The 18502-nt window shown below is 52.7% G+C and carries 20 protein-coding genes and 2 tRNA genes; 11 read left to right on the forward strand and 11 right to left on the reverse strand.

What is annotated here, in order from left to right; all coding sequences use genetic code 11:
• Positions 1-3: 3 nt before the first annotated feature.
• Complete coding sequence (locus tag ACMZ66_RS08965) at positions 4-396, reverse strand: cupin domain-containing protein (protein WP_416936525.1); 393 nt, start codon at positions 394-396, stop codon at positions 4-6.
• Complete coding sequence (locus ACMZ66_RS08970) at positions 374-1474, reverse strand: alkene reductase (protein WP_416936527.1); 1101 nt, start codon at positions 1472-1474, stop codon at positions 374-376. The genes ACMZ66_RS08965 and ACMZ66_RS08970 overlap by 23 nt, the downstream gene beginning before the upstream one ends.
• Positions 1475-1720: 246 nt before the next feature.
• Here ACMZ66_RS08970 and ACMZ66_RS08975 point away from each other — a divergent pair, with 246 nt between their 5' ends.
• Positions 1721-2662, forward strand: a complete 942-nt coding sequence (locus ACMZ66_RS08975) for a LysR family transcriptional regulator (RefSeq protein ID WP_416936529.1) — start codon at positions 1721-1723, stop codon at positions 2660-2662.
• Between the two features lie 15 nt (positions 2663-2677).
• On the opposite strand, the gene ACMZ66_RS08980 is transcribed toward ACMZ66_RS08975, so the two are convergent.
• The 3 genes from ACMZ66_RS08980 to ACMZ66_RS08990 are packed head-to-tail and all read right to left on the reverse strand — an operon-like array spanning position 2678 to position 4795.
• Positions 2678-3478: a metal ABC transporter permease gene (locus ACMZ66_RS08980; protein ID WP_416936531.1), complete on the reverse strand. Its 801-nt coding sequence runs from the start codon at positions 3476-3478 to the stop codon at positions 2678-2680.
• The gene (gene znuC / locus ACMZ66_RS08985; RefSeq protein WP_416936533.1) at positions 3475-4338 is read right to left on the reverse strand and encodes a zinc ABC transporter ATP-binding protein ZnuC; all 864 of its coding nucleotides are present in this window, start codon (positions 4336-4338) and stop codon (positions 3475-3477) included. Before znuC ends, ACMZ66_RS08980 begins: the two co-directional genes overlap by 4 nt.
• Positions 4319-4795 (reverse strand): Fur family transcriptional regulator, encoded by a 477-nt coding sequence (locus tag ACMZ66_RS08990; protein WP_416936535.1) that lies wholly within the window; start codon positions 4793-4795, stop codon positions 4319-4321. Before ACMZ66_RS08990 ends, znuC begins: the two co-directional genes overlap by 20 nt.
• A 152-nt stretch (positions 4796-4947) precedes the next feature.
• On the opposite strand from ACMZ66_RS08990, the gene hisI reads away from it, so the two are divergent.
• From hisI to ACMZ66_RS09015, 5 genes are all read left to right on the forward strand, one after another.
• The gene (gene hisI, locus ACMZ66_RS08995; RefSeq protein ID WP_416936537.1) at positions 4948-5358 is read left to right on the forward strand and encodes a phosphoribosyl-AMP cyclohydrolase; all 411 of its coding nucleotides are present in this window, start codon (positions 4948-4950) and stop codon (positions 5356-5358) included.
• A 19-nt stretch (positions 5359-5377) separates the two neighbouring features.
• Positions 5378-6517, forward strand: coding sequence for a CobW family GTP-binding protein (locus tag ACMZ66_RS09000; RefSeq protein WP_416936539.1), 1140 nt, complete (start codon positions 5378-5380; stop codon positions 6515-6517).
• 335 nt (positions 6518-6852) lie between these two features.
• The gene (locus ACMZ66_RS09005) at positions 6853-7683 is read left to right on the forward strand and encodes an aldo/keto reductase (RefSeq protein WP_416936541.1); all 831 of its coding nucleotides are present in this window, start codon (positions 6853-6855) and stop codon (positions 7681-7683) included.
• Between the two features lie 194 nt (positions 7684-7877).
• Positions 7878-8534 carry a YitT family protein gene (locus ACMZ66_RS09010; protein ID WP_416936543.1) on the forward strand — a complete coding sequence of 219 codons (657 nt, stop codon included), beginning with the start codon at positions 7878-7880 and terminating at the stop codon, positions 8532-8534.
• A gap of 62 nt (positions 8535-8596) precedes the next feature.
• Positions 8597-9355, forward strand: coding sequence for a hypothetical protein (locus ACMZ66_RS09015; RefSeq protein WP_416936545.1), 759 nt, complete (start codon positions 8597-8599; stop codon positions 9353-9355).
• 70 nt (positions 9356-9425) lie between these two features.
• Here the strand turns inward: ACMZ66_RS09015 and ACMZ66_RS09020 are convergent.
• The 5 genes from ACMZ66_RS09020 to ACMZ66_RS09040 all read right to left on the reverse strand — a co-directional run bounded on the left by ACMZ66_RS09020 (position 9426) and on the right by ACMZ66_RS09040 (position 11914).
• Positions 9426-9502, reverse strand: a tRNA-Arg gene (locus ACMZ66_RS09020).
• A gap of 145 nt (positions 9503-9647) precedes the next feature.
• Positions 9648-9941: an ETC complex I subunit gene (locus ACMZ66_RS09025; protein ID WP_416936547.1), complete on the reverse strand. Its 294-nt coding sequence runs from the start codon at positions 9939-9941 to the stop codon at positions 9648-9650.
• Positions 9942-10086: 145 nt separating this feature from the next.
• Positions 10087-10163: transfer RNA gene (locus ACMZ66_RS09030), tRNA-Pro, on the reverse strand.
• 159 nt (positions 10164-10322) lie between these two features.
• Positions 10323-10769: a DUF192 domain-containing protein gene (locus ACMZ66_RS09035; protein ID WP_416936549.1), complete on the reverse strand. Its 447-nt coding sequence runs from the start codon at positions 10767-10769 to the stop codon at positions 10323-10325.
• A complete protein-coding gene (locus ACMZ66_RS09040) occupies positions 10766-11914 on the reverse strand; it encodes an acetoin utilization protein AcuC (protein ID WP_416936551.1) in 1149 nt (382 codons plus the stop codon). The genes ACMZ66_RS09035 and ACMZ66_RS09040 overlap by 4 nt, the downstream gene beginning before the upstream one ends.
• A 101-nt stretch (positions 11915-12015) precedes the next feature.
• Between ACMZ66_RS09040 and ACMZ66_RS09045 the strand changes: the two genes are divergently transcribed.
• The 5 genes from ACMZ66_RS09045 (at position 12016) to ACMZ66_RS09065 (ending at position 17825) form a co-directional block, all read left to right on the forward strand.
• Positions 12016-12180 carry a hypothetical protein gene (locus ACMZ66_RS09045; RefSeq protein ID WP_416936553.1) on the forward strand — a complete coding sequence of 55 codons (165 nt, stop codon included), beginning with the start codon at positions 12016-12018 and terminating at the stop codon, positions 12178-12180.
• Between the two features lie 3 nt (positions 12181-12183).
• Positions 12184-12318 (forward strand): DUF6506 family protein, encoded by a 135-nt coding sequence (locus ACMZ66_RS09050; protein ID WP_416936678.1) that lies wholly within the window; start codon positions 12184-12186, stop codon positions 12316-12318.
• A gap of 82 nt (positions 12319-12400) precedes the next feature.
• Positions 12401-13468, forward strand: coding sequence for an alpha/beta hydrolase family protein (locus ACMZ66_RS09055; RefSeq protein WP_416936555.1), 1068 nt, complete (start codon positions 12401-12403; stop codon positions 13466-13468).
• A gap of 168 nt (positions 13469-13636) precedes the next feature.
• The gene (locus ACMZ66_RS09060; protein ID WP_416936557.1) at positions 13637-14815 is read left to right on the forward strand and encodes an EAL domain-containing protein; all 1179 of its coding nucleotides are present in this window, start codon (positions 13637-13639) and stop codon (positions 14813-14815) included.
• 46 nt (positions 14816-14861) lie between these two features.
• Positions 14862-17825 carry a PAS domain S-box protein gene (locus ACMZ66_RS09065; RefSeq protein WP_416936558.1) on the forward strand — a complete coding sequence of 988 codons (2964 nt, stop codon included), beginning with the start codon at positions 14862-14864 and terminating at the stop codon, positions 17823-17825.
• Here the strand turns inward: ACMZ66_RS09065 and ACMZ66_RS09070 are convergent.
• Positions 17807-18415, reverse strand: a complete 609-nt coding sequence (locus ACMZ66_RS09070) for a GNAT family N-acetyltransferase (RefSeq protein WP_416936560.1) — start codon at positions 18413-18415, stop codon at positions 17807-17809. The genes ACMZ66_RS09065 and ACMZ66_RS09070 overlap by 19 nt on opposite strands.
• Positions 18416-18502: the final 87 nt, after the last annotated feature.

Raw genomic sequence — 18502 nt, forward strand, 5'->3', positions numbered from 1 at the left:
TTTTCATTTAGCTGTGATCTCAAACTCGACCGTGACAAACACCAGCTCCGTCTCGCCGGTATTTTCCAGATCATGGACAAAACCCGTTTCGGGCGCGAGATCAAAGGACTTGGTGTCACCTGCCTTGTATTCGATATCGACGATGCTGCCATCAGCGTAGCGTGATCGACCAAAACCATCTGTCATAACGGTCCAGAAATATGGTTTGTCATGGCAGTGGGCAGCAATGCGATCGCCAGGTGCCAGATGCATGTGCCAGACAGTCATCGTGCCTGTTTGATGCACCATGCGGGTTCCGATCGCGTGATTATTAAAACCCGCGGCAAATTCCGCCCGCAATTCGGGCGGAATGTCACCAAGGACGGTTAAGCCATCAGGCTGCTTTGGCCGGGACATAATCAGTATAACCCTTATCATCGCCACCAAACAGCGTCGCACCATCAAGCTCATCCAGTGCGACATCATTCTCGAACCGCGACACCAGATCCGGGTTGGCGATGAACGGGCGGCCATAGGCGACAAGATCGGCATAACCGGCCTTCAGGATAGCTTCACCGCGTTCTTTGGTGTACTTGCCCGCTACGATGATAGAACCGGAATATGCCGCGCGCAGGTCTTTGCGGAACTGTTCGGGAATCTCCGGAGCATCGTCCCAATCAGCTTCTGACAAATGGATATAGGCCAGTCCGATACGATCAATTTCTGCAGCGGCCTTGATGATCGTATCAATAATGGTCGGGTCATTCATGTTGCGCTGCGTGATGAACGGAGCCAGTCGAATGCCGGTGCGACCGGCACCAACTTCACCAGCAACCGCTTCGCAAACCTCGCGCAGGAAGCGAATGCGGTTTTCCTGCGATCCGCCATAGTCATCGTCGCGCTGGTTTGAGGTCGTCCGAAGGAACTGATCCACCAGATAGCCGTTGGCACCGTGAATTTCGACACCATCAAAGCCAGCCGCGATCGCATTGGCCGCACCTTTGCGGAAGTCTTCGATGATGTCCTGAATGTCTTCGCGGGTCAGTGCACGTGGCGGAGTACAATCAACCATGCCACCTTGCCCGGTTTTGGGGTCCACCACCCAAACCTGCGCATCGGGTGAAAGAGCCGAAGGCGCAACGGGCGTGCCGTCTGCGTGGAAGCTTTCGTGGCTCATGCGCCCGACATGCCAAAGCTGCAGGAAAATTCGACCGCCTGCATCGTGAACAGCCTTGGTCACCTTGCGCCAGCCATCAATTTGCGCATCGCTATAGATGCCCGGCGTAAAGGAATATCCCCGCCCCTGCTTAGAGATCTGGGTCGCTTCGGAAATGATCAGGCCGGTGGTTGCGCGCTGTGCGTAATAGGTTCCCATCATCTCGTTGGGAATGTCGCCCGGCTGATCGGTGCGGCAGCGGGTCATCGGAGCCATCACCATCCGGTTTGGCAGATCGAGACCACGCAGGTCATAAGAGGTGAAAAGTGGGTTGGTCATCGCATTCATCCTGTCATTCAAACAAGGAGGCCCCGGTCACGATGACATGCATTCGTTTGGCATATGCAATGGCGCGGAGGGGTTTGGCGAACAGTAAACCGACTTGGGAAATACTGTTGGTTCAATCACATACACCAGGTTGCACGCTCATGACCGGAGCGTTGGGGTCATTGAGATCACCCTATCATTGCGGAAATTCAGAATAATTCCTAAATTCAGACATTATCTTTTTGGGAATTCCGAACAATGGACCTATTGACCAACCTTTCGCTGTTTATCCGGATTGTCGAAAAAGGTGGCCTTGCCGCCGCCGGGCGCGATTTCGGCTTTTCCCCGGCGTCTGTTTCCGAACGGGTCAGTGCTCTTGAAGATCATTATGGCGCCCGTCTTTTAACCCGCACCACGCGGGCAATCAGCCTGACGGACGAAGGACGCACATTGCTTGATGGTGCACGCCAACTGGTAAGCGAAGCCACAGATCTTAGATCACAGGTCCGCCATGGCGCGGATCATTTATCGGGGCGTATCCGCATCAGTGCGACTTTTGATCTGGGGCGGCATCGGATTGACCCGATCATCAATGCCTTCATCGAACAGCATCCTGATATCGAGATTGATTTCCTGTTATCGGACGGATATGTCGATCTTGTCGGACAGGGCATTGATCTTGCCGTGCGTTATGGCAAGCTTTCCGACAGTAGCCTGAAACGCCGCAAACTGGGTGATATCCATCGCTTTGCCTGTACGGCGCCAAGCTACATTGCCAAACACGGCGAACCGCAAACGCCCGCAGACCTTGTTGATCATAATTGCCTTGTCATGCGCTTTGGTGATCAGCCCGAACAAGAATGGCCATTCACGATCGATGGCAAGAAACAGATGGTTCAGGTGCGTGGCAACCGCACGACGAACGAAGGCGCATTGATCCGGCAATGGGCGGCAGAGGGATATGGCATCTGCATGAAATCGCACTGGGACCTTGAAGAAGATGTCAAAGCCGGTCGTCTTGTTCCGATCCTGACCGATTTCGCCCCGCCAACCAATGACCTGCAACTGGTCTATGCCGCCGGACGCAGCATGCCCAAACGCGTGCGGTGCCTGATGGATGCAATTTCAGCCTATTTCGCGGATTCCAAAGTATCCCGGGAACCGCTTGACCACTTCGCCATCAGCCAAAACAACAGTTAGCCTGCGCACACCTTATCAGGCGGCTTTGCGCATCAGTGGGGAAAGACCAGCAGAAACGATAAAGATCGCGGCGGCTGAGATAACGATGCTGGGTCCGGCGGGCGTATCGACATGCCATGAAAGCGCGATGCCAGCCATTACAGCAGCCGCACCAAACAATGCCGCACCGATTGCCATTTGCTCCGGCGTTCTGGCAAAGAAGCGCGCGCTGGCCGCTGGCACGATCAAAAGCGCTGTAATCAGAAGAACACCGACAATCTTGATCGCCATACCGATCACAAGCGCCATCAGAAGCATAAAGATCAAACGCAGCCGTTCGACCGGGATGCTTTCGGCTGCTGCAATTTCCGGACTAACAGTCAAAGCCAGAAGCGGCCGCCACATCCAGGCCAGCATGGAAAGCGCAAACGCCCCGCCAAGAGCCAGAAGCCAGATATCAGCAACATTGACCGCCAAGATATCGCCAAACAGATAAGCCATCAGATCAACAGCCACCCCCTGCACAAAGGCCAGTGCCACCATACCAAGCGCAAGCGTTGAATGGGCCAGCATGCCAAGGACAGTGTCATTGCCAATCCGTGATTGCCGTTGACCATAAGCAAGGATCAGGGCGGCGGCCAGACAGGTCGCAATCATGCCGATACGGACATCAACGCCAATCAGAAGACCAAGCGCTACACCGAGCAACGCGGTATGGGCGAGCATGTCGCCAAAAAACGCCATGCGACGCCATACGATGAAAGCACCGAACGGCCCGCAAACCATTGCCAGCAAAACACCGCCCAATACGGCACGGAACAGGAAATCATCCATCATTTGCTGGTTCCTGCCCCTTCTTTGACGGCATGGTCGTGGTTATGATCGTGATTGTGCTGATGACCATCATCATGGTGGTGATGATGGTCATGCGTGTGATCATGGCTGTGATCATGCCCGCAACCGCCAACAACATGCCCCGAAAGATCATGTTCGTGATCATGTTCGTGGTGATAAATGCCAATCGCATCTGCTTCACGCACACCAAACAATGATCGATATTCAGGGTGCTGCCGCACAGTTTCGGGAATGCCCGAACAACAAACATGACGGTTAAAGCACACCACCTGATCGGTCTTCGCCATCACCAGATGCAAATCATGCGAGATCATCAAAACCGCGCAGTTCAGCTCCTTGCGGATATCATCGATCAGGCGATAAAGCTCCGCCTGCCCGCTGACATCAACGCCTTGTGTCGGTTCATCAAGCACCAACAATTCAGGCCGCAACAACAATGTGCGCGCCAGCATGACGCGCTGTGTCTCGCCCCCTGAAAGGCGGCTCATCTGCGCATCAATGACGTGCCCGGCGCCAACCTGCTCAAGCACCTTTTCACATTCGGTCCAACTGGCGGAGCGGGTCAGCGTCAGGAAACGCTTCACCGTCATTGGCAAAACCTGATCAATGGCAAGTTTTTGCGGCACATAGCCGATCTTGAGCCCGCGCTTGCGCACGACGTCGCCGCTATCAGCCTGCTGCAAGCCCAAAAGGGTTTTAACCAGCGTCGATTTACCCGCCCCGTTCGGGCCGATCAGCGTAATGATTTCACCGGGATGGATGGAAAGCGACACCTGATCAAGCACACGTTCATTGCCAAATGACAGGGTCAGCTCCCGCCCCTCAATGAGCGGCGCAGTCATGGCAAAGCCCCTTGATCTCGACTGTGGTTGCCTCAATCGTGAAACCGACGCCACTGGCGGCCTTGCGCACCGCATTGCTCATATCTTCATTCACGGCCTCGGCCACACGGCCACATTTCGTGCAAATGAAATACTGGCCCAGATGTTCGCAGTCAGGTCGGTCACAGCCGAAATAGGCATTCAGTGATTCAATACGATGCACCAAGCCAAGCTCGGTCAGGAACTCAAGTGCGCGATAGACCGTTGGCGGCTGCACGCGCTGTCCTTCGGCGGTTAGCGCATCAAGCAGCTCATAGGCCGTGACCGCCTTGTGCGATTGCCAGATCAGCGTGAACACCTTGCGGCGCATATCGGTAAAGCGCGCATTTTCGGCCTCACAGACTTTCTCTGCCTGCACAAGTGCGCTATTCACACATCTGTCGTGATCGTGGCCCTTTTTCGGGAAAAGATCGCTCATACTTGAATATCTCATATCAACGGCGAGCTAGCGGCGCTCAGGGTCAAAGTCAATTTGCCCTAAAAAGCCATGGCATCTGATGAAGTGTTATAATATATCATTTTCTGACGTGCCGAACGTAAAAAGTCAACCATCATCGACCGGAGCATCCCATGACGGCCGCGCAGATCACAAGCAATGACCAGATTGCCGATAAACTGAAATTCAATGAAAACGGCCTGATCCCGGCAATCGCCCAGCAACATGACACAGGCGAAGTTCTGATGATGGCCTGGATGAACCGTGATGCGGTGCTTGAAACCCTGTCGACCGGGCGGGTTTGCTATTTCTCACGTTCGCGCGGAAAGCTTTGGCGCAAGGGCGAAAGCAGCGGTCAGGTCCAGAACCTTGTCGATTTTTGCTATGACTGCGATCAGGACACCATTCTGGTGCAGGTAGATCAGCTTGGCGTTGCCTGCCACACCGGGCGTCGCAACTGCTTTTACTTTGCCGCACGTGATGGTGCTGAAATCGTGATTTCCGAACCGGAAGTCTCGGTTGATGAGCTTTATGGCAAAAAATAACGGATAAGACGCGAACACCATGGCCCTTTCAGACGAACAGTTCGAACGCATCGCAACCACGGTCATTACCGGCTTTTTGGGCAGTGGCAAGACCACGCTTCTCAATGCCCTTCTGACCCAGGATGGCATGGATAAAACTGCCGTTCTGATCAACGAGTTTGGCGAAATCGGGCTTGATCATCTGTTGGTGCGCGAAGTGTCCGAAGATGTGGTGTTGCTCAATTCCGGCTGTATTTGCTGTTCGGTGCGCGGTGATTTGATTTCGGGCCTGCGCGATTTGTTTATCAAACGCACGCGCGGCGAAATCCCCGAATTTGATCGGGTGATCATTGAAACCACCGGCCTTGCCGATCCGGCACCGATCCTTCATACGCTGATGACCGACCCGTTACTCACCACCAAGTTCCGACTTGATAGTGTTGTCACCACGGTCGATGCGATCCATGGCGCGGGGCAGCTTGATCACCATCCAGAAAGCGTCAAACAGGCCGCCGTTGCTGATCGCATCCTGATGACCAAGTCCGATCTGGTCGATGATGAAACACGCACAAACCTTGAAGCCCGCCTGCGTGCGCTTAACCCCGCAGCACCAATCTATCCGGTGGTGAATGGCGATATCGTGGTTGCCAAGCTGTTTAATGCCGGGCTGTATGACCCAAGCACCAAAAGCATGGATGTGCAGAAATGGCTGCGTGATGAAGCCTATGAACAGCATGGCGATGAGCATCATAATGATCATGCGCATCATCACGACCACTCCGACGATCATGGCCACAGCCATGACCAAGCGCATGACCACCACCATCACGACGTAAACCGTCACGATGACCATATCCGGTCGTTCTGCATTACTTTTGAGGAACCGCTGCATTGGGATGCATTCGTCACCTGGGCGGAGATTTTCACCCAGATGCGCGGCGAAAGCCTTCTGCGCGTCAAAGGCATCCTTAACCTTGTCGGCGAAGACGCGCCGGTGGCCATTCACGCGGTTCAGCATATCTTCCACCCGCCGGCATCCCTGCCCGCCTGGCCAAGTGATGACCATCGATCAAAGATCGTTTTCATCACCAAAGATCTGGGCCCACAGGTCATTCGGGACTCCCTGTATCATCTGAATGCGGCGGTCAGCGAAACCAGTGAAAACGGACCGACTGCGTAAAAAGCCGATCGATTTGAGCCACATCAAGGATATGCGACCCGGCTTGGGGCAATCTCGTACTTGGCTTGATACAGCCTCACTCTAAGTCCTGAACTCAGGGCGGCCCAACATACCCGGTCGCCCCTTTTCTTTGTCCAAAACTCTTTTGACACAAAGACTTCTGTCCAGCGTCCTTCCCCATTGAACAGCAGCAACCATCCAAGAGTACAGGTTGCAGCGCGATGACGACGGATTAAATCAGGCACATGTTGGGCAAACTGAAACCTTATCGTCATTTGATCATGACAGTGACAGCATCCAAAATGACAACAATCAAACACAGGGGGTAAACCATCATGATTTACCGAAACTGGCAGGGTACGGAAATTCCGGCTCTCGGATTTGGGACCTACGAGCTTAACAATGACGAAGCGGCCGCAATGGTCCTTGAGGCCGCCAAAATCGGCTATCGCCATTTCGATACGGCCCAGATGTATCACAACGAAGAAGGCGTCGGCCGCGGACTTAAGGCATCAGGCCTTGCGCGTGACGACTATTTCCTGACCACCAAGGTCTGGTACGACAAATTCCAAAGCGGCGATTTGCAAACATCAGTCGTTGAATCCCTTCGCAAGCTTGATCTTGACCATGTTGACCTTCTGCTTTTGCATTGGCCAACCGATGAAATCCCGCTTGAAGAAACGCTGGCCGCTTTGAACGAGGTCAAAAACCTTGGCATGACGCGCCTGATCGGGATTTCAAACTTCCCGACGGCCCTGATTGACAAGGCCGTTGCGCACAGCAACCTTCCGCTCACGGTCAATCAAGTGGAATACCACCCCTATCTTGACCAATCGAAGGTGATTGAAAGCCTGCGCGCGCATGACATGCTTCTGACCGCCTATTGCCCGATTGCACGCGGCACGGTGATGAAAGATCCGATCCTAAAAGCGATTGGCGAAAAATATGACAAGTCAGCGGCCCAGGTAACCCTGCGCTGGTTGATGCAGCAAGATGGCGTGATGGCAATCCCGAAATCGGGCTCGCCCAAGAATGCGGCGGCCAATTTCGACATCTTTGATTTCGAATTGTCTGAAAACGATATGGCAGCGATCCATGATCTCACCAATCCGGAAGGCCGATTGATCGATCCATCCTTCGCCCCGAAATGGGACGAAGCTGCCTGATCCTCGCACCACCAAGCAACTTATCAACGCATAAAATCACCAAGACCGGCTGCATTCGCGCCGGTCTTTTGCGTTGGCAAACAGGCCCGTATCAAAAACGGGCGAATTAACGCCCGCACATGCCACCAACTTGTTTCGCACATGCGAAAAGCGTAATCTGATCACATTCATCAGACAAAAGACTGTCGCGCGAAATGACCCAGACCAACGCCAACACCACAGAACAAGCAACCGCCAACACCCCCAAAAAAGACGATATTTCACATCGCCTTTACGAGGATGTTCTGGCTCTTTTGCTTGGCACTATGGTGGTCTCCCTTGGTGTGACGCTTTATAGCGAAAGCGTTCTGGTCACCGGCAGCACGGCCGGTGCGGCGCTTTTGGTCGAACATGCGACGGGCTTGTCATTTGGCCTGATCTTCTTTGTGATCAACCTGCCCTTTTACTGGCTGGCTTTTAAGCGCATGGGCACGGCCTTTACGGTCAAAACCTTCATCGCGGTTGGTCTTGTCTCGGGCTTCTCCAAACTGACGCCGATGATGATCGACTTTCAAATGCTCAATCCGGTCTATGCCGCAATTGCCGGTGGTGCGCTGATGGGGATCGGCCTTCTGATGCTGTTCCGCCACCGTGCAGGCCTTGGCGGGATCAATATCCTCGCCCTTTACCTACAGGAACATTTCGGCATCCGCGCAGGATATTTCCAACTCGCCGTCGACCTCGTCATCCTCGTCTGCGCGTTCCTAACACTACCGTTAGACAAGGTCCTACTCTCGATCCTCGGCGCGGTTGTGCTGAACCTGATCATCGCATTGAACCATCGTCCGGGGCGATATTTAGCTGCGAGATAAAATATCATTTGAATTCGTAGCGTCGGCGTAAATACTGCTATCTCAAGATAGTAGGAAACAGCATGCCACCACATTTTATCATTCTGAGCTTGATGATCGTCTTTTTCATCGTAGGCTGTTTGACTGGCGGAATTATTGCGCAAGGACTGGAAGCCAAAACATTTCTGAATGAAATAGAAAAGTGGCAAACGCTGGTTTCCACTTTTGCTTCCGTCCTAGTCGGCGGTGCCTCCGCATACTTGATCTACGCTCAAATCCGCTCGAATGCCGAACTAAATGAGAGAATTAGGGCATCTGCAGAGGAAAAGGCAAAGGCTACTATGCCGAACCTATTGAGCGAAATTGCACACTATACAGAGTCGCACTTATTTTCTCTGACCAACCACACTCACCTTATTAACAGTCTACCTAACCCTACTTACAGCTTTGCGCCAAATTTCCAACTTCCGAAAATAAACCAAAATACTATCACCAAACTAGAAAACTGTATCGAGTATTGCCCTAATGTATGGGCAGTAAAAATCCATCGCTTATTACGAACGATACAAGTTCATGAATCCAGATGTAAATACTTCGTGGAAAGCAAGAAACAACTTAACCGACTTGACCGAAGAAGTTGGATCATGACGGCACTAGAGATTCGCGCAAGATGCAACGCACTGCATAAATACTCAGATGTCGGCGTCATACAGAAGAGTTTGTACGACGATTTAACAATTCGTGAGGTTCAAGGTGCACTCACAGTGTCATGTAACTATTTGAATGGCACAGATTACAACGACGCACATGAGTACGCTGAACGGATATACAGCATTAACTGAAAGAATTCCTACTTCGCGAAGAAATTCATGCACCGCCGTTCAATTGCGAAAGCAAGGTACTGGAAGAAAATGGCGATCCCTGCAGGACTCGAACCTGCAACCTACAGATTAGAAGTCTGTTGCTCTATCCAGTTGAGCTAAGGGACCGCTGGGTGGGGTGGTTTGCTTTTCCCCGGGGCATGGCATTGGGCGCCTGCCCGATATGATTTCAGGATTTAACGTCCCCTGTCAGACGAAACGGGGCGGATACCCGCCCCGATGATTTGGTCTTGGCTTACAGATCAGACCGCGATCAGACGACGCGTTTGAAAGCGAAGTTGTCAGCGTAGGATTTGATCTGGACCTTGCGCGGCTTGGGCTGTTCGATATCAGCGATCAGCTTGTGTTTAGCTGCGAAGGCCTGAGCTTCTTCGAGGGTTTCGAAATACATGCGGACCTGGCCACGGGTATCGGTCGAACCGATCCAGCCCATCAGCTGATCAGCGACTTTTTTCGCACCCGGTTCAAATTCCATGACCCAGTGCTTGGTCGCAGCCTGACCGGACTGCATGGCGTTCTTGGCAGGTTTGTAAACACGGACCTTCATCGGGACCCTCGTCTTGACCGTCGGGATAAGATGGTGATGGCAGTTAAGCGGGTCTCTCTAACCCCTGCTATCACATCATCTTTTACACCCTTTGCCGCAAATTGAAAATCCCGTGTGGGATCAGATACTGCAACAAAGGGGGAAATGGTCGGGAAGGCGAGATTCGAACTCGCGACCCCCTGCTCCCAAAGCAGGTACGCTACCAGACTGCGCTACTCCCCGACGCGGATGTGGATTTAGCACCATCTTGCTGGGTGGGCAAGACCGCATTACACGATTTTGTCGAAAAAAATGCACAAAAACCAAAGGCCGCAGATATCCTCTGCGGCCTTGCTATTGCTGATTGATCTTTTGTGCTGTGCGGCACTGTCTTGCAAAGGCCTAGCGCGGCAGGCCTTCGACTTTCTCGCCGACCTCAAAACCCATCCTGTCAGACGCACCACCATTCAGCTCCAGCACAAAGCGCACAGGCTTTGGCGACGGAATGATGGTTTCTGATTGCGGCACGGTGCGTTTTTCAATGCCGACAATCGTGCCATTGGCATCAATGAACAACATATCGAGCGAAATGAAGGTGTTCTTCATCCACATCGAAATGTTATGCGCGCCGCCGAAATCAAACAGCATCCCCGCATCATCAGCCATTTCTGTTCGGAACATCAAACCACGCGAACGTTCTTCGGGTGTGATGGCCATCTCGACATTAAAGACTTCGCCATCGACCAGAATGCGTGATCGTTCAAACCCGGTTGCCTTTGCGTTCAGCCCGGCAACGACCGCCGCGCTGATAAAGCACACCACCAAAGCCATCTGAAAGAACGACTTCATACCCCATATCCTCTTAGTCTTCTGACGCGTTCGCGAACCTCATCGCGAATTGCGCCACCCCGCCATGGATCAGCAAGAGTTGTAAACATCTCTGATGCTGGCTGTCTGCCACGGCTATGCGACCATTTTATGACACGCAGGATATTTTCCGCTGTGATGGGTAACACAGATGGTATTTCGATCCCGTTAATGGTTGCCCAGACACCGGACCAACAGCGTGCGACCCCATATGGACTATATCCTCCGCCACCCAAAACAAGAGCCCTTGGTGCCAAACGGGTCATCGCCCCCACGACTTCCCAGATCGACTGATTGCCCAAAAGCTGTCTTGAGAGTGGATCTTCGGCAAGCGTATCACATCCACATTGCAAAACAATAGCTTGTGGCGCATAACTTAATGCAAGAGGAATCAAATATTCATGCAGAACAAAGCGCATTTCATCGTCATGCATCTCGCCTGGCATCGGTAGATTGCGCGCCATGCCGCCCGCCACATCCTCGATTAATCCGGTCTTTGGCCATAAATCTTCCTGATGCATCGAGACGGTCAAAACCCGGTCATCATCGGCAAAGGCATATTGCACGCCATCGCCATGATGGGCATCAATATCGACATAAAGCACCCGATCCAGCCCCAAATCGAGAAGCGCATATATCCCCAAAGCCGGGTCATTGAAGTAGCAAAAGCCCGATGCACGGTCGCGCAATCCATGATGGGTGCCCCCCGCCGGATGATGGATGATGCCGCCATCGGCAATTAGCTTTGCCGCCATGATGGATGATCCGGCCGCAGTCGCCGGACGCCGGAAAATTTCCGGATAGATCGGGTTGCCGTTTTTACCCAGACCGAACCTGACCATCATGTCTTCTGGCAGGGCCTGATCGCGTTCGGCCTGCATCACCGCATCGACATAATCGGGATCGTGGAAGCGTGAAAGCTGATCGGGTGTTGCGACCGGTCCGGTCAAATAGGTGTTTTCGTCCACCCAGCCCAGTGCATGAACCATATCAACCACCAGCGACACCCTCGGGATCGCCAAGGGGTGTTTGGGGCCGTAGCTTGAACCACGGTAAATCTCGGCCGCAATCATGCGCGGGGTGATCGCGCTTTGGCGATGGTCAGGAAGGCTATTGGTAATCGTCACGATATCAAGCTGGAAGGGGTTGCATGCATGGCAAAGAGGATTGACCGTTTCCCCCTGCTCTTTCAAGTTCTGTTTTTATTGCAACGGGACGGAGCTTTGAAATGTCGCTTTCAAATTATGCCTTTCTGATCAAGGCCGATGGATATCCCGCATCCGGGCAAGCCATGACACTTCCCGGGGATGGTTTCACCACGCATATCTTTGCCGCGTCCGATATCAATACCCTGATCAATGTCGCCAACACGCTGATCGAAGATGGCATTTAACTGATAGAAACATGCGGCGGATTTGGCCCGGATGATTTTGCGGCCTTGTCCGATGCGATTGGCGGGCGCGTCGCCCTTGGTCAGATGCATTTTGACGAAACCAATAAATTGCTGCTGGGCCAGTTGATCGCCGATTGACCGATCAGGTGCCTTGGCGCAATCTGTGATTGCCACATCATAATTCGCTGCCACCACACTACATCATTACAAAGGACATCCAGTGCCTCCGCCCCGTCCTTCCCGATTTCGCGCGCGCCTGACGGCGGCTGTCGTTACATTTGTCGTCCTCGTTGCCATTGCAGCAAGCCTGGCCTTGCGCGGGTTGACCGACTTTGATCTGTCTGGCCGATATATCGAGAACCTGACATTTGAAAGTGCTGGCAACAGCTTATCAGGCACGCTTGTCCTGCCCGATGCAAACCATGATGGACCAATTGCCATTATGGTGCATGGCGATGGGCCGCAGGATCGCTTTTCGTCTGATGCCTATTTGCCGCTGATCAATGCGCTTCTGGAACGCGGTATTGGTATCTATAGCTGGGATAAGGCCGGTATCGGTCACAGCACGGGCAACTGGCTTGATCAGTCCATGACAGACCGGGCGGTTGAGACCAAGGCAGCCTTTGACATGGTTTCGGCCAAACGCCCAACCCAACAAGGCAAGATCGGCTTGCTTGGCTTCTCACAAGCTGGCTGGGTGATCCCGAAGGCATCACCAATGATTACCAACAATGCGTTTAACGTCATCATTGGGGGCGCTATCAATTGGCAGGATCAGGGTGCGTTTTACACCCGACAACGCCTTCTGGCTGAGGGGTTAAATGACACGGAGATATCTGAACATATCGCAGAAAGCCTGAAGCGCGATGAGATGACATTCGCATCTGATGCAGATTACCAATCTTACATCGCAGCAACCAATGACCCGCACCCGATGTCAGAAGACCGGTTTGGCTTTGTGAAACGCAATATCAATAGCGACGCAACAGCCGATCTAAAACGCCTGCGCGCGCCAACACTGGCTATTTTCGGAGCTGATGATCTTAATGTCGATGCCCGCAATGATGCCGCGATCTATCGCGATCTGCTGGAAGGCCGACATCCGCAAAATGAAGTCACATTGATCGCGGATGCCACCCACGGATTGCTGCGCGCAGGATTGTTCAATTATCAACTCGCCCATCAGATGCCGCTTGATCGCCAGATCCTGTTTTTGACGATGGGGCAATATGCCTATGCATCAGGCGCCCTTGATCACATTTCCGATTGGATCAACCGCGCTGAGTGACCGAGCCGCCACATAAAAACATAATATTGCGGTGCAAGGGTCAAAATCTGGAATCAACATCCCCAAATGCGGATGGTCGAAACTATACGATCAGCTAATACGGGCCATAACAACCTGTGGCCTTGGCCGGTCAATCTGATCGGCCTGTATTGATGAGAGACCAGAGCATTGCACTTTTCCAAACCGGGGCAGGTAAATGTCCTGATCATTGATGACGAAGCCGATATGAGCGAATTCGTTGCCGATGCTGCTTCTGCGCTTGGCTATACCGCGATTTCCGTATCGGATGCGGACGAATTCGTTCGTGCCTACTCCACCGCGTTTGACGTGATCATCCTTGATCTGTTCATGCCAAAATTGGATGGCATCGAGATCATCCGTTTCCTTCATGAAAATCGATCCGGGGCTTCGATCATTTTGATGAGCGGCAAGGACAAATCGATCCTGCATTCCGCATCCGAGCTGGCAGCCGAGCGCAATATCGAGGTCTTGGGCGTTCTGGAAAAACCCTTCACCATTGATCAGCTGGAAGTCATTCTGGGCAAATTCACGGTCCGCAAACGCGTACCCAATGATGAGCAAGGATCAATCTCGGCCGCGCCCACGGTTGAAGGCATGCGTCGCGGCATCGCCAATCGCGAATTCTTTTTGGTCTATCAGCCGCAATTTGACCTTAAGACCGGCAAGGTATCGGGTGTTGAGGCATTGGTGCGCTGGCAACATCCGACACGCGGCTTGATCCACCCTGCACTCTTTATCCCGCTGGCCGAGGAAAGTGGACTGATCAACAAGCTGACCGAGTTTGTTCTTGAAGAAGCAATGAGCCAGCTAAAACGTTGGCAAGCACACGACATCACGATGTCGATCAACGTATCGCCAACCACGGTTGTTGATCTTGATATGCCTGAACGTCTTGATGCACTGACCAAGGCACATGACATTGATCCCCACAAAATCGTGATCGAACTGACCGAAACGGCGCTGATGGAAAATGTCGGTCTTTATATGGATATCCTGACCCGTCTTCGGATGAAGAACTTCAATCTGTCGATTGATGACTTCGGCACGGGCTATTCATCCATGCAGCAGCTTGTACGCGTGCCGTTTAACGAGCTTAAGGTCGATCAGTCCTTTATCCGTCAGGTGATGAATGACGCGGAATGCCGGGCTGTGGCGCAGATGTCGATTTCACTGGCGCATGGCCTGAATATGAAGGTTGTCGCCGAGGGTATTGAAGATCAGGAAACCTATGACTGGCTGAAAGAACTTGGCTGCGAATTGGGTCAGGGTTTCTTGATGTCACGTCCGATTTCCGCCGAAGAATTGGAAATGCGCTTCCTTTCCTGATCGTGCAAATCCCTAATTCTGCAAGTGAAAGTGCGAGTGCCCAACCATGAACAAGCCACTGCTGGTCACAAAAATTCTTGCGCCCTTTGTGCTGGTCGCCCTGATCATCGGCATTGGTGGGTTGCATGTTCTATATAAGGAATTGATTGAAGAACGGCGTGCGTCACTTTTGCGGCTGGCGGCGACCAACGCCGAACTGATCAATGCAGTTGCCGAATATGATCAAACACACACGCTTGAAAAAGGTGATGGCGCCGCGTTTACGGCCACCTTGTCCCAGCTCCGCAATGCGTTTGGTACGCTTACAACTCTTGATGCGGCGGGTGAACTTCTGATCGTTCGCCGCAGTGGCGACAAAATTGACATTCTGATCCATCAGAATACCCGCCATTTGGGCGAAGATCATCCAGCCCATCTTCACATTTCCGACGGCTACGCCCAACCGATGCTTGAAGCACTCGCCGGTCGCAGCGGAACCACTTGGACGAAGGATTCCCATGACCGCGAAGTCCTGATTGCTTACGCACCTGCCCCGGCGATGGGGGTTGCAGTGATGATTGAAGTTCACCGTGATGAACTTCTTGCCCCGTTTATTTCCACTGCCGTGATGCTGGTGACAATCGGTATCGCGGCCATTGCGGTTGCCGCATCCTTTACTTATTCCCAAACGGTTCGGGTTGTTGAAAATGCCTTGTTTGACCGCAAGCAAAGCATTGAAGCACTTGAAAAGGCAGAAGAAGCGCAACGAACCCTTGAGCATGCCCTTAAATCGACGGGTGAAGGCTTTGCCTTGTTTGACGCGGAAGACCGGCTGGTTGCGTGCAATGATGTTTATCGCGACATCTACAAATCCCACAGCGATGCCATCAAACCCGGCAACCGGTTTGAGGATATTCTGCGCACCGGCCTTTCGCGTGGTGCGTTTCCCGATGCGATTGGTGTGGAAGAAATCTGGTTGGCGGACCGACTGCGCGAACACAAAAAAACGCGCAGCAAGATTGAACAACAGGTCGGCGACCGCTGGCTCTTGATTTCGGAACATCGCACCGAAGATGGCGGCACGGTCGGTGTACGAACCGACATCACCGAACTTAAGAACAAGGAACGTGAACTGCGTGAAAGTGAAAAGCGGTTCCGTGACTTTACCCTGACGGCATCAGACTGGGTCTGGGAAACCGACCCGGAACATCGGATCAAACGAACAAGCATTCGAACCGACGAAGTCCCAAGTTTTGATCTCAATAGCATACTTGGGAAACGCCGCAGTGAATTCGCAGCCGAGGAAACCGACAATTTCAAATGGCGCAAGCACAATGAAACGCTCGAAGCTCGGCTGCCATTCCGGGATTTCCAATATCAAATCGCTCTCGATAAGGATCGGGTAAGAACCATCTCGATTTCGGGGGTTCCGATCTATGACGACGATGGCCAATTCTGCGGCTATCGGGGCACCGGTCGTGACCTTACTGATATCATCGAAAGCCGCGAGCGTTTCCGTGTCGCGTTTGAAAGTGTCACGGTCGGTATTATCTTTGCCGATGAACGTGGCGTTATCGAAGGGTTCAATCCCGAAGCAGAGCGCATTTTTGGCTATCACGCCGATGAGGTCCTTGGCCGCAATGTCTCAACGCTTATGCCCAACCCGGATCGGGAACGCCATCATAGCTACATGAACAATTATCTTGGCGGCGGCCCAGCACAGATCATCGGCAAAGGGCGTGAGGTCAAAGGCCTCAACAAGGACGGCACCGTCTTTCCGATGAACCTTGGCATCGCGGAAATGAATGTTCAGGGGCGCCGGCACTTCATCGCTTCCATCACGGATTTGACGGTCGAACATGCGCTTGAACATCAACTACGCCGCTCCCAGAAAATGGAGGCGATTGGCCAGCTGACCGGTGGTGTTGCGCATGATTTCAATAACTTGCTGGGCATTATTGTCGGCAATCTTGATCTTGCACGTCGTCGCCTCGAAGGCGATTCTCCGGTTGCAAAGTTTGTCGGCAAGGCCATGACCGCGGCCGAACGTGGCGCGACTTTGACCAGACGTTTGTTGAACTTTTCCCGCCAAGCCCCAGAAGAAAACGCACCGATCATCATCAATCATGTTCTGCGCGATTTGCGCGATCTGATTGGCAAATCCATCACATCCAAAATCTCGTTCGAGCTGGTCCTTGAAGAAGCAATTCCGACCGTTCAACTTAATCAAGGAGATTTCGAGGATGCGGTTATCAATCTTGCGCTCAATGCCCGTGATGCCATGCCCGATGGCGGTCAGTTGATCATTGAGACCCGCGTCACCCATATCGACGATTTACCGCCCCCCGCCATTCAACGTGTCCCCAGCGGCGACTATGTCGAACTGATCATCAGTGACGATGGCGTTGGCATGAATGCCGATTTGACCGATCAAATATTCCAGCCGTTCTTTACGACCAAGGATCAGGGCAAGGGAACGGGACTAGGTCTTGCCATGGTTTATGGCTTTGTGAAGCGATCAGGTGGCTATATTTCGGTTTATTCCGAACTGGGCCTTGGCACGACGTTCCGGATTTATTTGCCGATTGCGCCAACTGTTATGCAAACCGCCTCGAACAGCAGCTTTGATACCGCTGCCGAACCGAAATCGGGCGATGAAACCATTTTGATTGTCGATGACGAACAACAATTGGCCGAAGTCGCATCGTCTGTTTTGGAAGAATACGGCTACACAACCCTGGTCGCCCATAGCGGGATCGAAGGCCTGGAGGTTCTTAAAGACCATCCCGAAATCGATATGGTGTTTACCGATATTGTTATGCCCGGTGGCATGAACGGCATGGAGCTTGGCGATCAGGCCCGTGAATTGCGCCCCGAAATCGCAATTTTAACATGCTCGGGCTTTACTGCGGGCATCTTGCATGAACGCGGTGAAGATAAACCGATCTATCCCATGATCAGTAAGCCCTATAACAACCGGGAACTTGCCAATGCCATCCGAACAACACTTGATCAGGCGGCTGAGTCCTGAAGATCAAGATGCATTGTCGTTGAGGATTGGAATCCGAACAGGTGCTTGAATGGGCCAATGTCATTGGTTTCAATCGCGCGAAAACCGCATCGCTCATAAAGCGCGCGGGCACGCGGATTGATATCAATGACATCCAGCCGAACTTTTGACAGCCCGCGTTGATGTGCCGTGTGCGCCACCGCGTCCAAAAGTGCGGTACCAACACCCTGCCCGCGTGCCTTGGGATCGACAAAGATGCCATCCATCAAAAGAATGTCATTGGTCAGTTCACGATCAAGCATCGCCAATAAAAGACCGCGCCAAAACCCACCCCATGATCCATAGATCGCGCGCAAGTCATCAAGGTCACCGCCAACAAAGGCACCCTGTTTGGTCTTGAACCCGGCAACGCCCAGCAAACTGCCATCATCGGCAATCGCACTGATCGCGTGATCAGGGCCGATGGCACTTTTAACAAACGCCAATGCCTTGTCTTCGGGTTTCAAAAGGATGGTCAGTTTCTGACGAAAGGCTTCCCAGAACAGGTCGCAGGCCTGATCAATATGACCCGCCGCCAATCCCGGGCGAATGGTAAATCCCTGATGGTTCATATCTGTATTCCGCTTTAAGATCCCAGATTACAGATAGAGAAAACATCAAAAATCACAAGCAATAGATGTGATTTAATTCACCAAGGC

Source organism: Thalassospira sp. (assembly GCF_048059015.1).
Classification (GTDB): domain Bacteria; phylum Pseudomonadota; class Alphaproteobacteria; order Rhodospirillales; family Thalassospiraceae; genus Thalassospira.

Bases quoted from the DNA above. Each gene is read 5' to 3' on its own strand.
- ACMZ66_RS08980 (WP_416936531.1), bottom strand. From the start codon at position 3,478: ATGATGGATGATTTCCTGTTCCGTGCCGTATTGGGCGGTGTTTTGCTG.
- ACMZ66_RS09010 (WP_416936543.1), top strand. From the start codon at position 7,878: ATGACCCAGACCAACGCCAACACCACAGAACAAGCAACCGCCAACACC.
- ACMZ66_RS08990 (WP_416936535.1), bottom strand. From the start codon at position 4,795: ATGAGCGATCTTTTCCCGAAAAAGGGCCACGATCACGACAGATGTGTG.
- ACMZ66_RS09035 (WP_416936549.1), bottom strand. From the start codon at position 10,769: ATGAAGTCGTTCTTTCAGATGGCTTTGGTGGTGTGCTTTATCAGCGCG.
- ACMZ66_RS08965 (WP_416936525.1), bottom strand. From the start codon at position 396: ATGTCCCGGCCAAAGCAGCCTGATGGCTTAACCGTCCTTGGTGACATT.
- ACMZ66_RS08975 (WP_416936529.1), top strand. From the start codon at position 1,721: ATGGACCTATTGACCAACCTTTCGCTGTTTATCCGGATTGTCGAAAAA.
- ACMZ66_RS09045 (WP_416936553.1), top strand. From the start codon at position 12,016: ATGTCGCTTTCAAATTATGCCTTTCTGATCAAGGCCGATGGATATCCC.
- znuC (WP_416936533.1), bottom strand. From the start codon at position 4,338: ATGACTGCGCCGCTCATTGAGGGGCGGGAGCTGACCCTGTCATTTGGC.
- ACMZ66_RS09070 (WP_416936560.1), bottom strand. From the start codon at position 18,415: ATGAACCATCAGGGATTTACCATTCGCCCGGGATTGGCGGCGGGTCAT.
- ACMZ66_RS09000 (WP_416936539.1), top strand. From the start codon at position 5,378: ATGGCCCTTTCAGACGAACAGTTCGAACGCATCGCAACCACGGTCATT.
- ACMZ66_RS09005 (WP_416936541.1), top strand. From the start codon at position 6,853: ATGATTTACCGAAACTGGCAGGGTACGGAAATTCCGGCTCTCGGATTT.
- ACMZ66_RS09025 (WP_416936547.1), bottom strand. From the start codon at position 9,941: ATGAAGGTCCGTGTTTACAAACCTGCCAAGAACGCCATGCAGTCCGGT.
- ACMZ66_RS09065 (WP_416936558.1), top strand. From the start codon at position 14,862: ATGAACAAGCCACTGCTGGTCACAAAAATTCTTGCGCCCTTTGTGCTG.
- ACMZ66_RS09015 (WP_416936545.1), top strand. From the start codon at position 8,597: ATGCCACCACATTTTATCATTCTGAGCTTGATGATCGTCTTTTTCATC.
- hisI (WP_416936537.1), top strand. From the start codon at position 4,948: ATGACGGCCGCGCAGATCACAAGCAATGACCAGATTGCCGATAAACTG.
- ACMZ66_RS08970 (WP_416936527.1), bottom strand. From the start codon at position 1,474: ATGACCAACCCACTTTTCACCTCTTATGACCTGCGTGGTCTCGATCTG.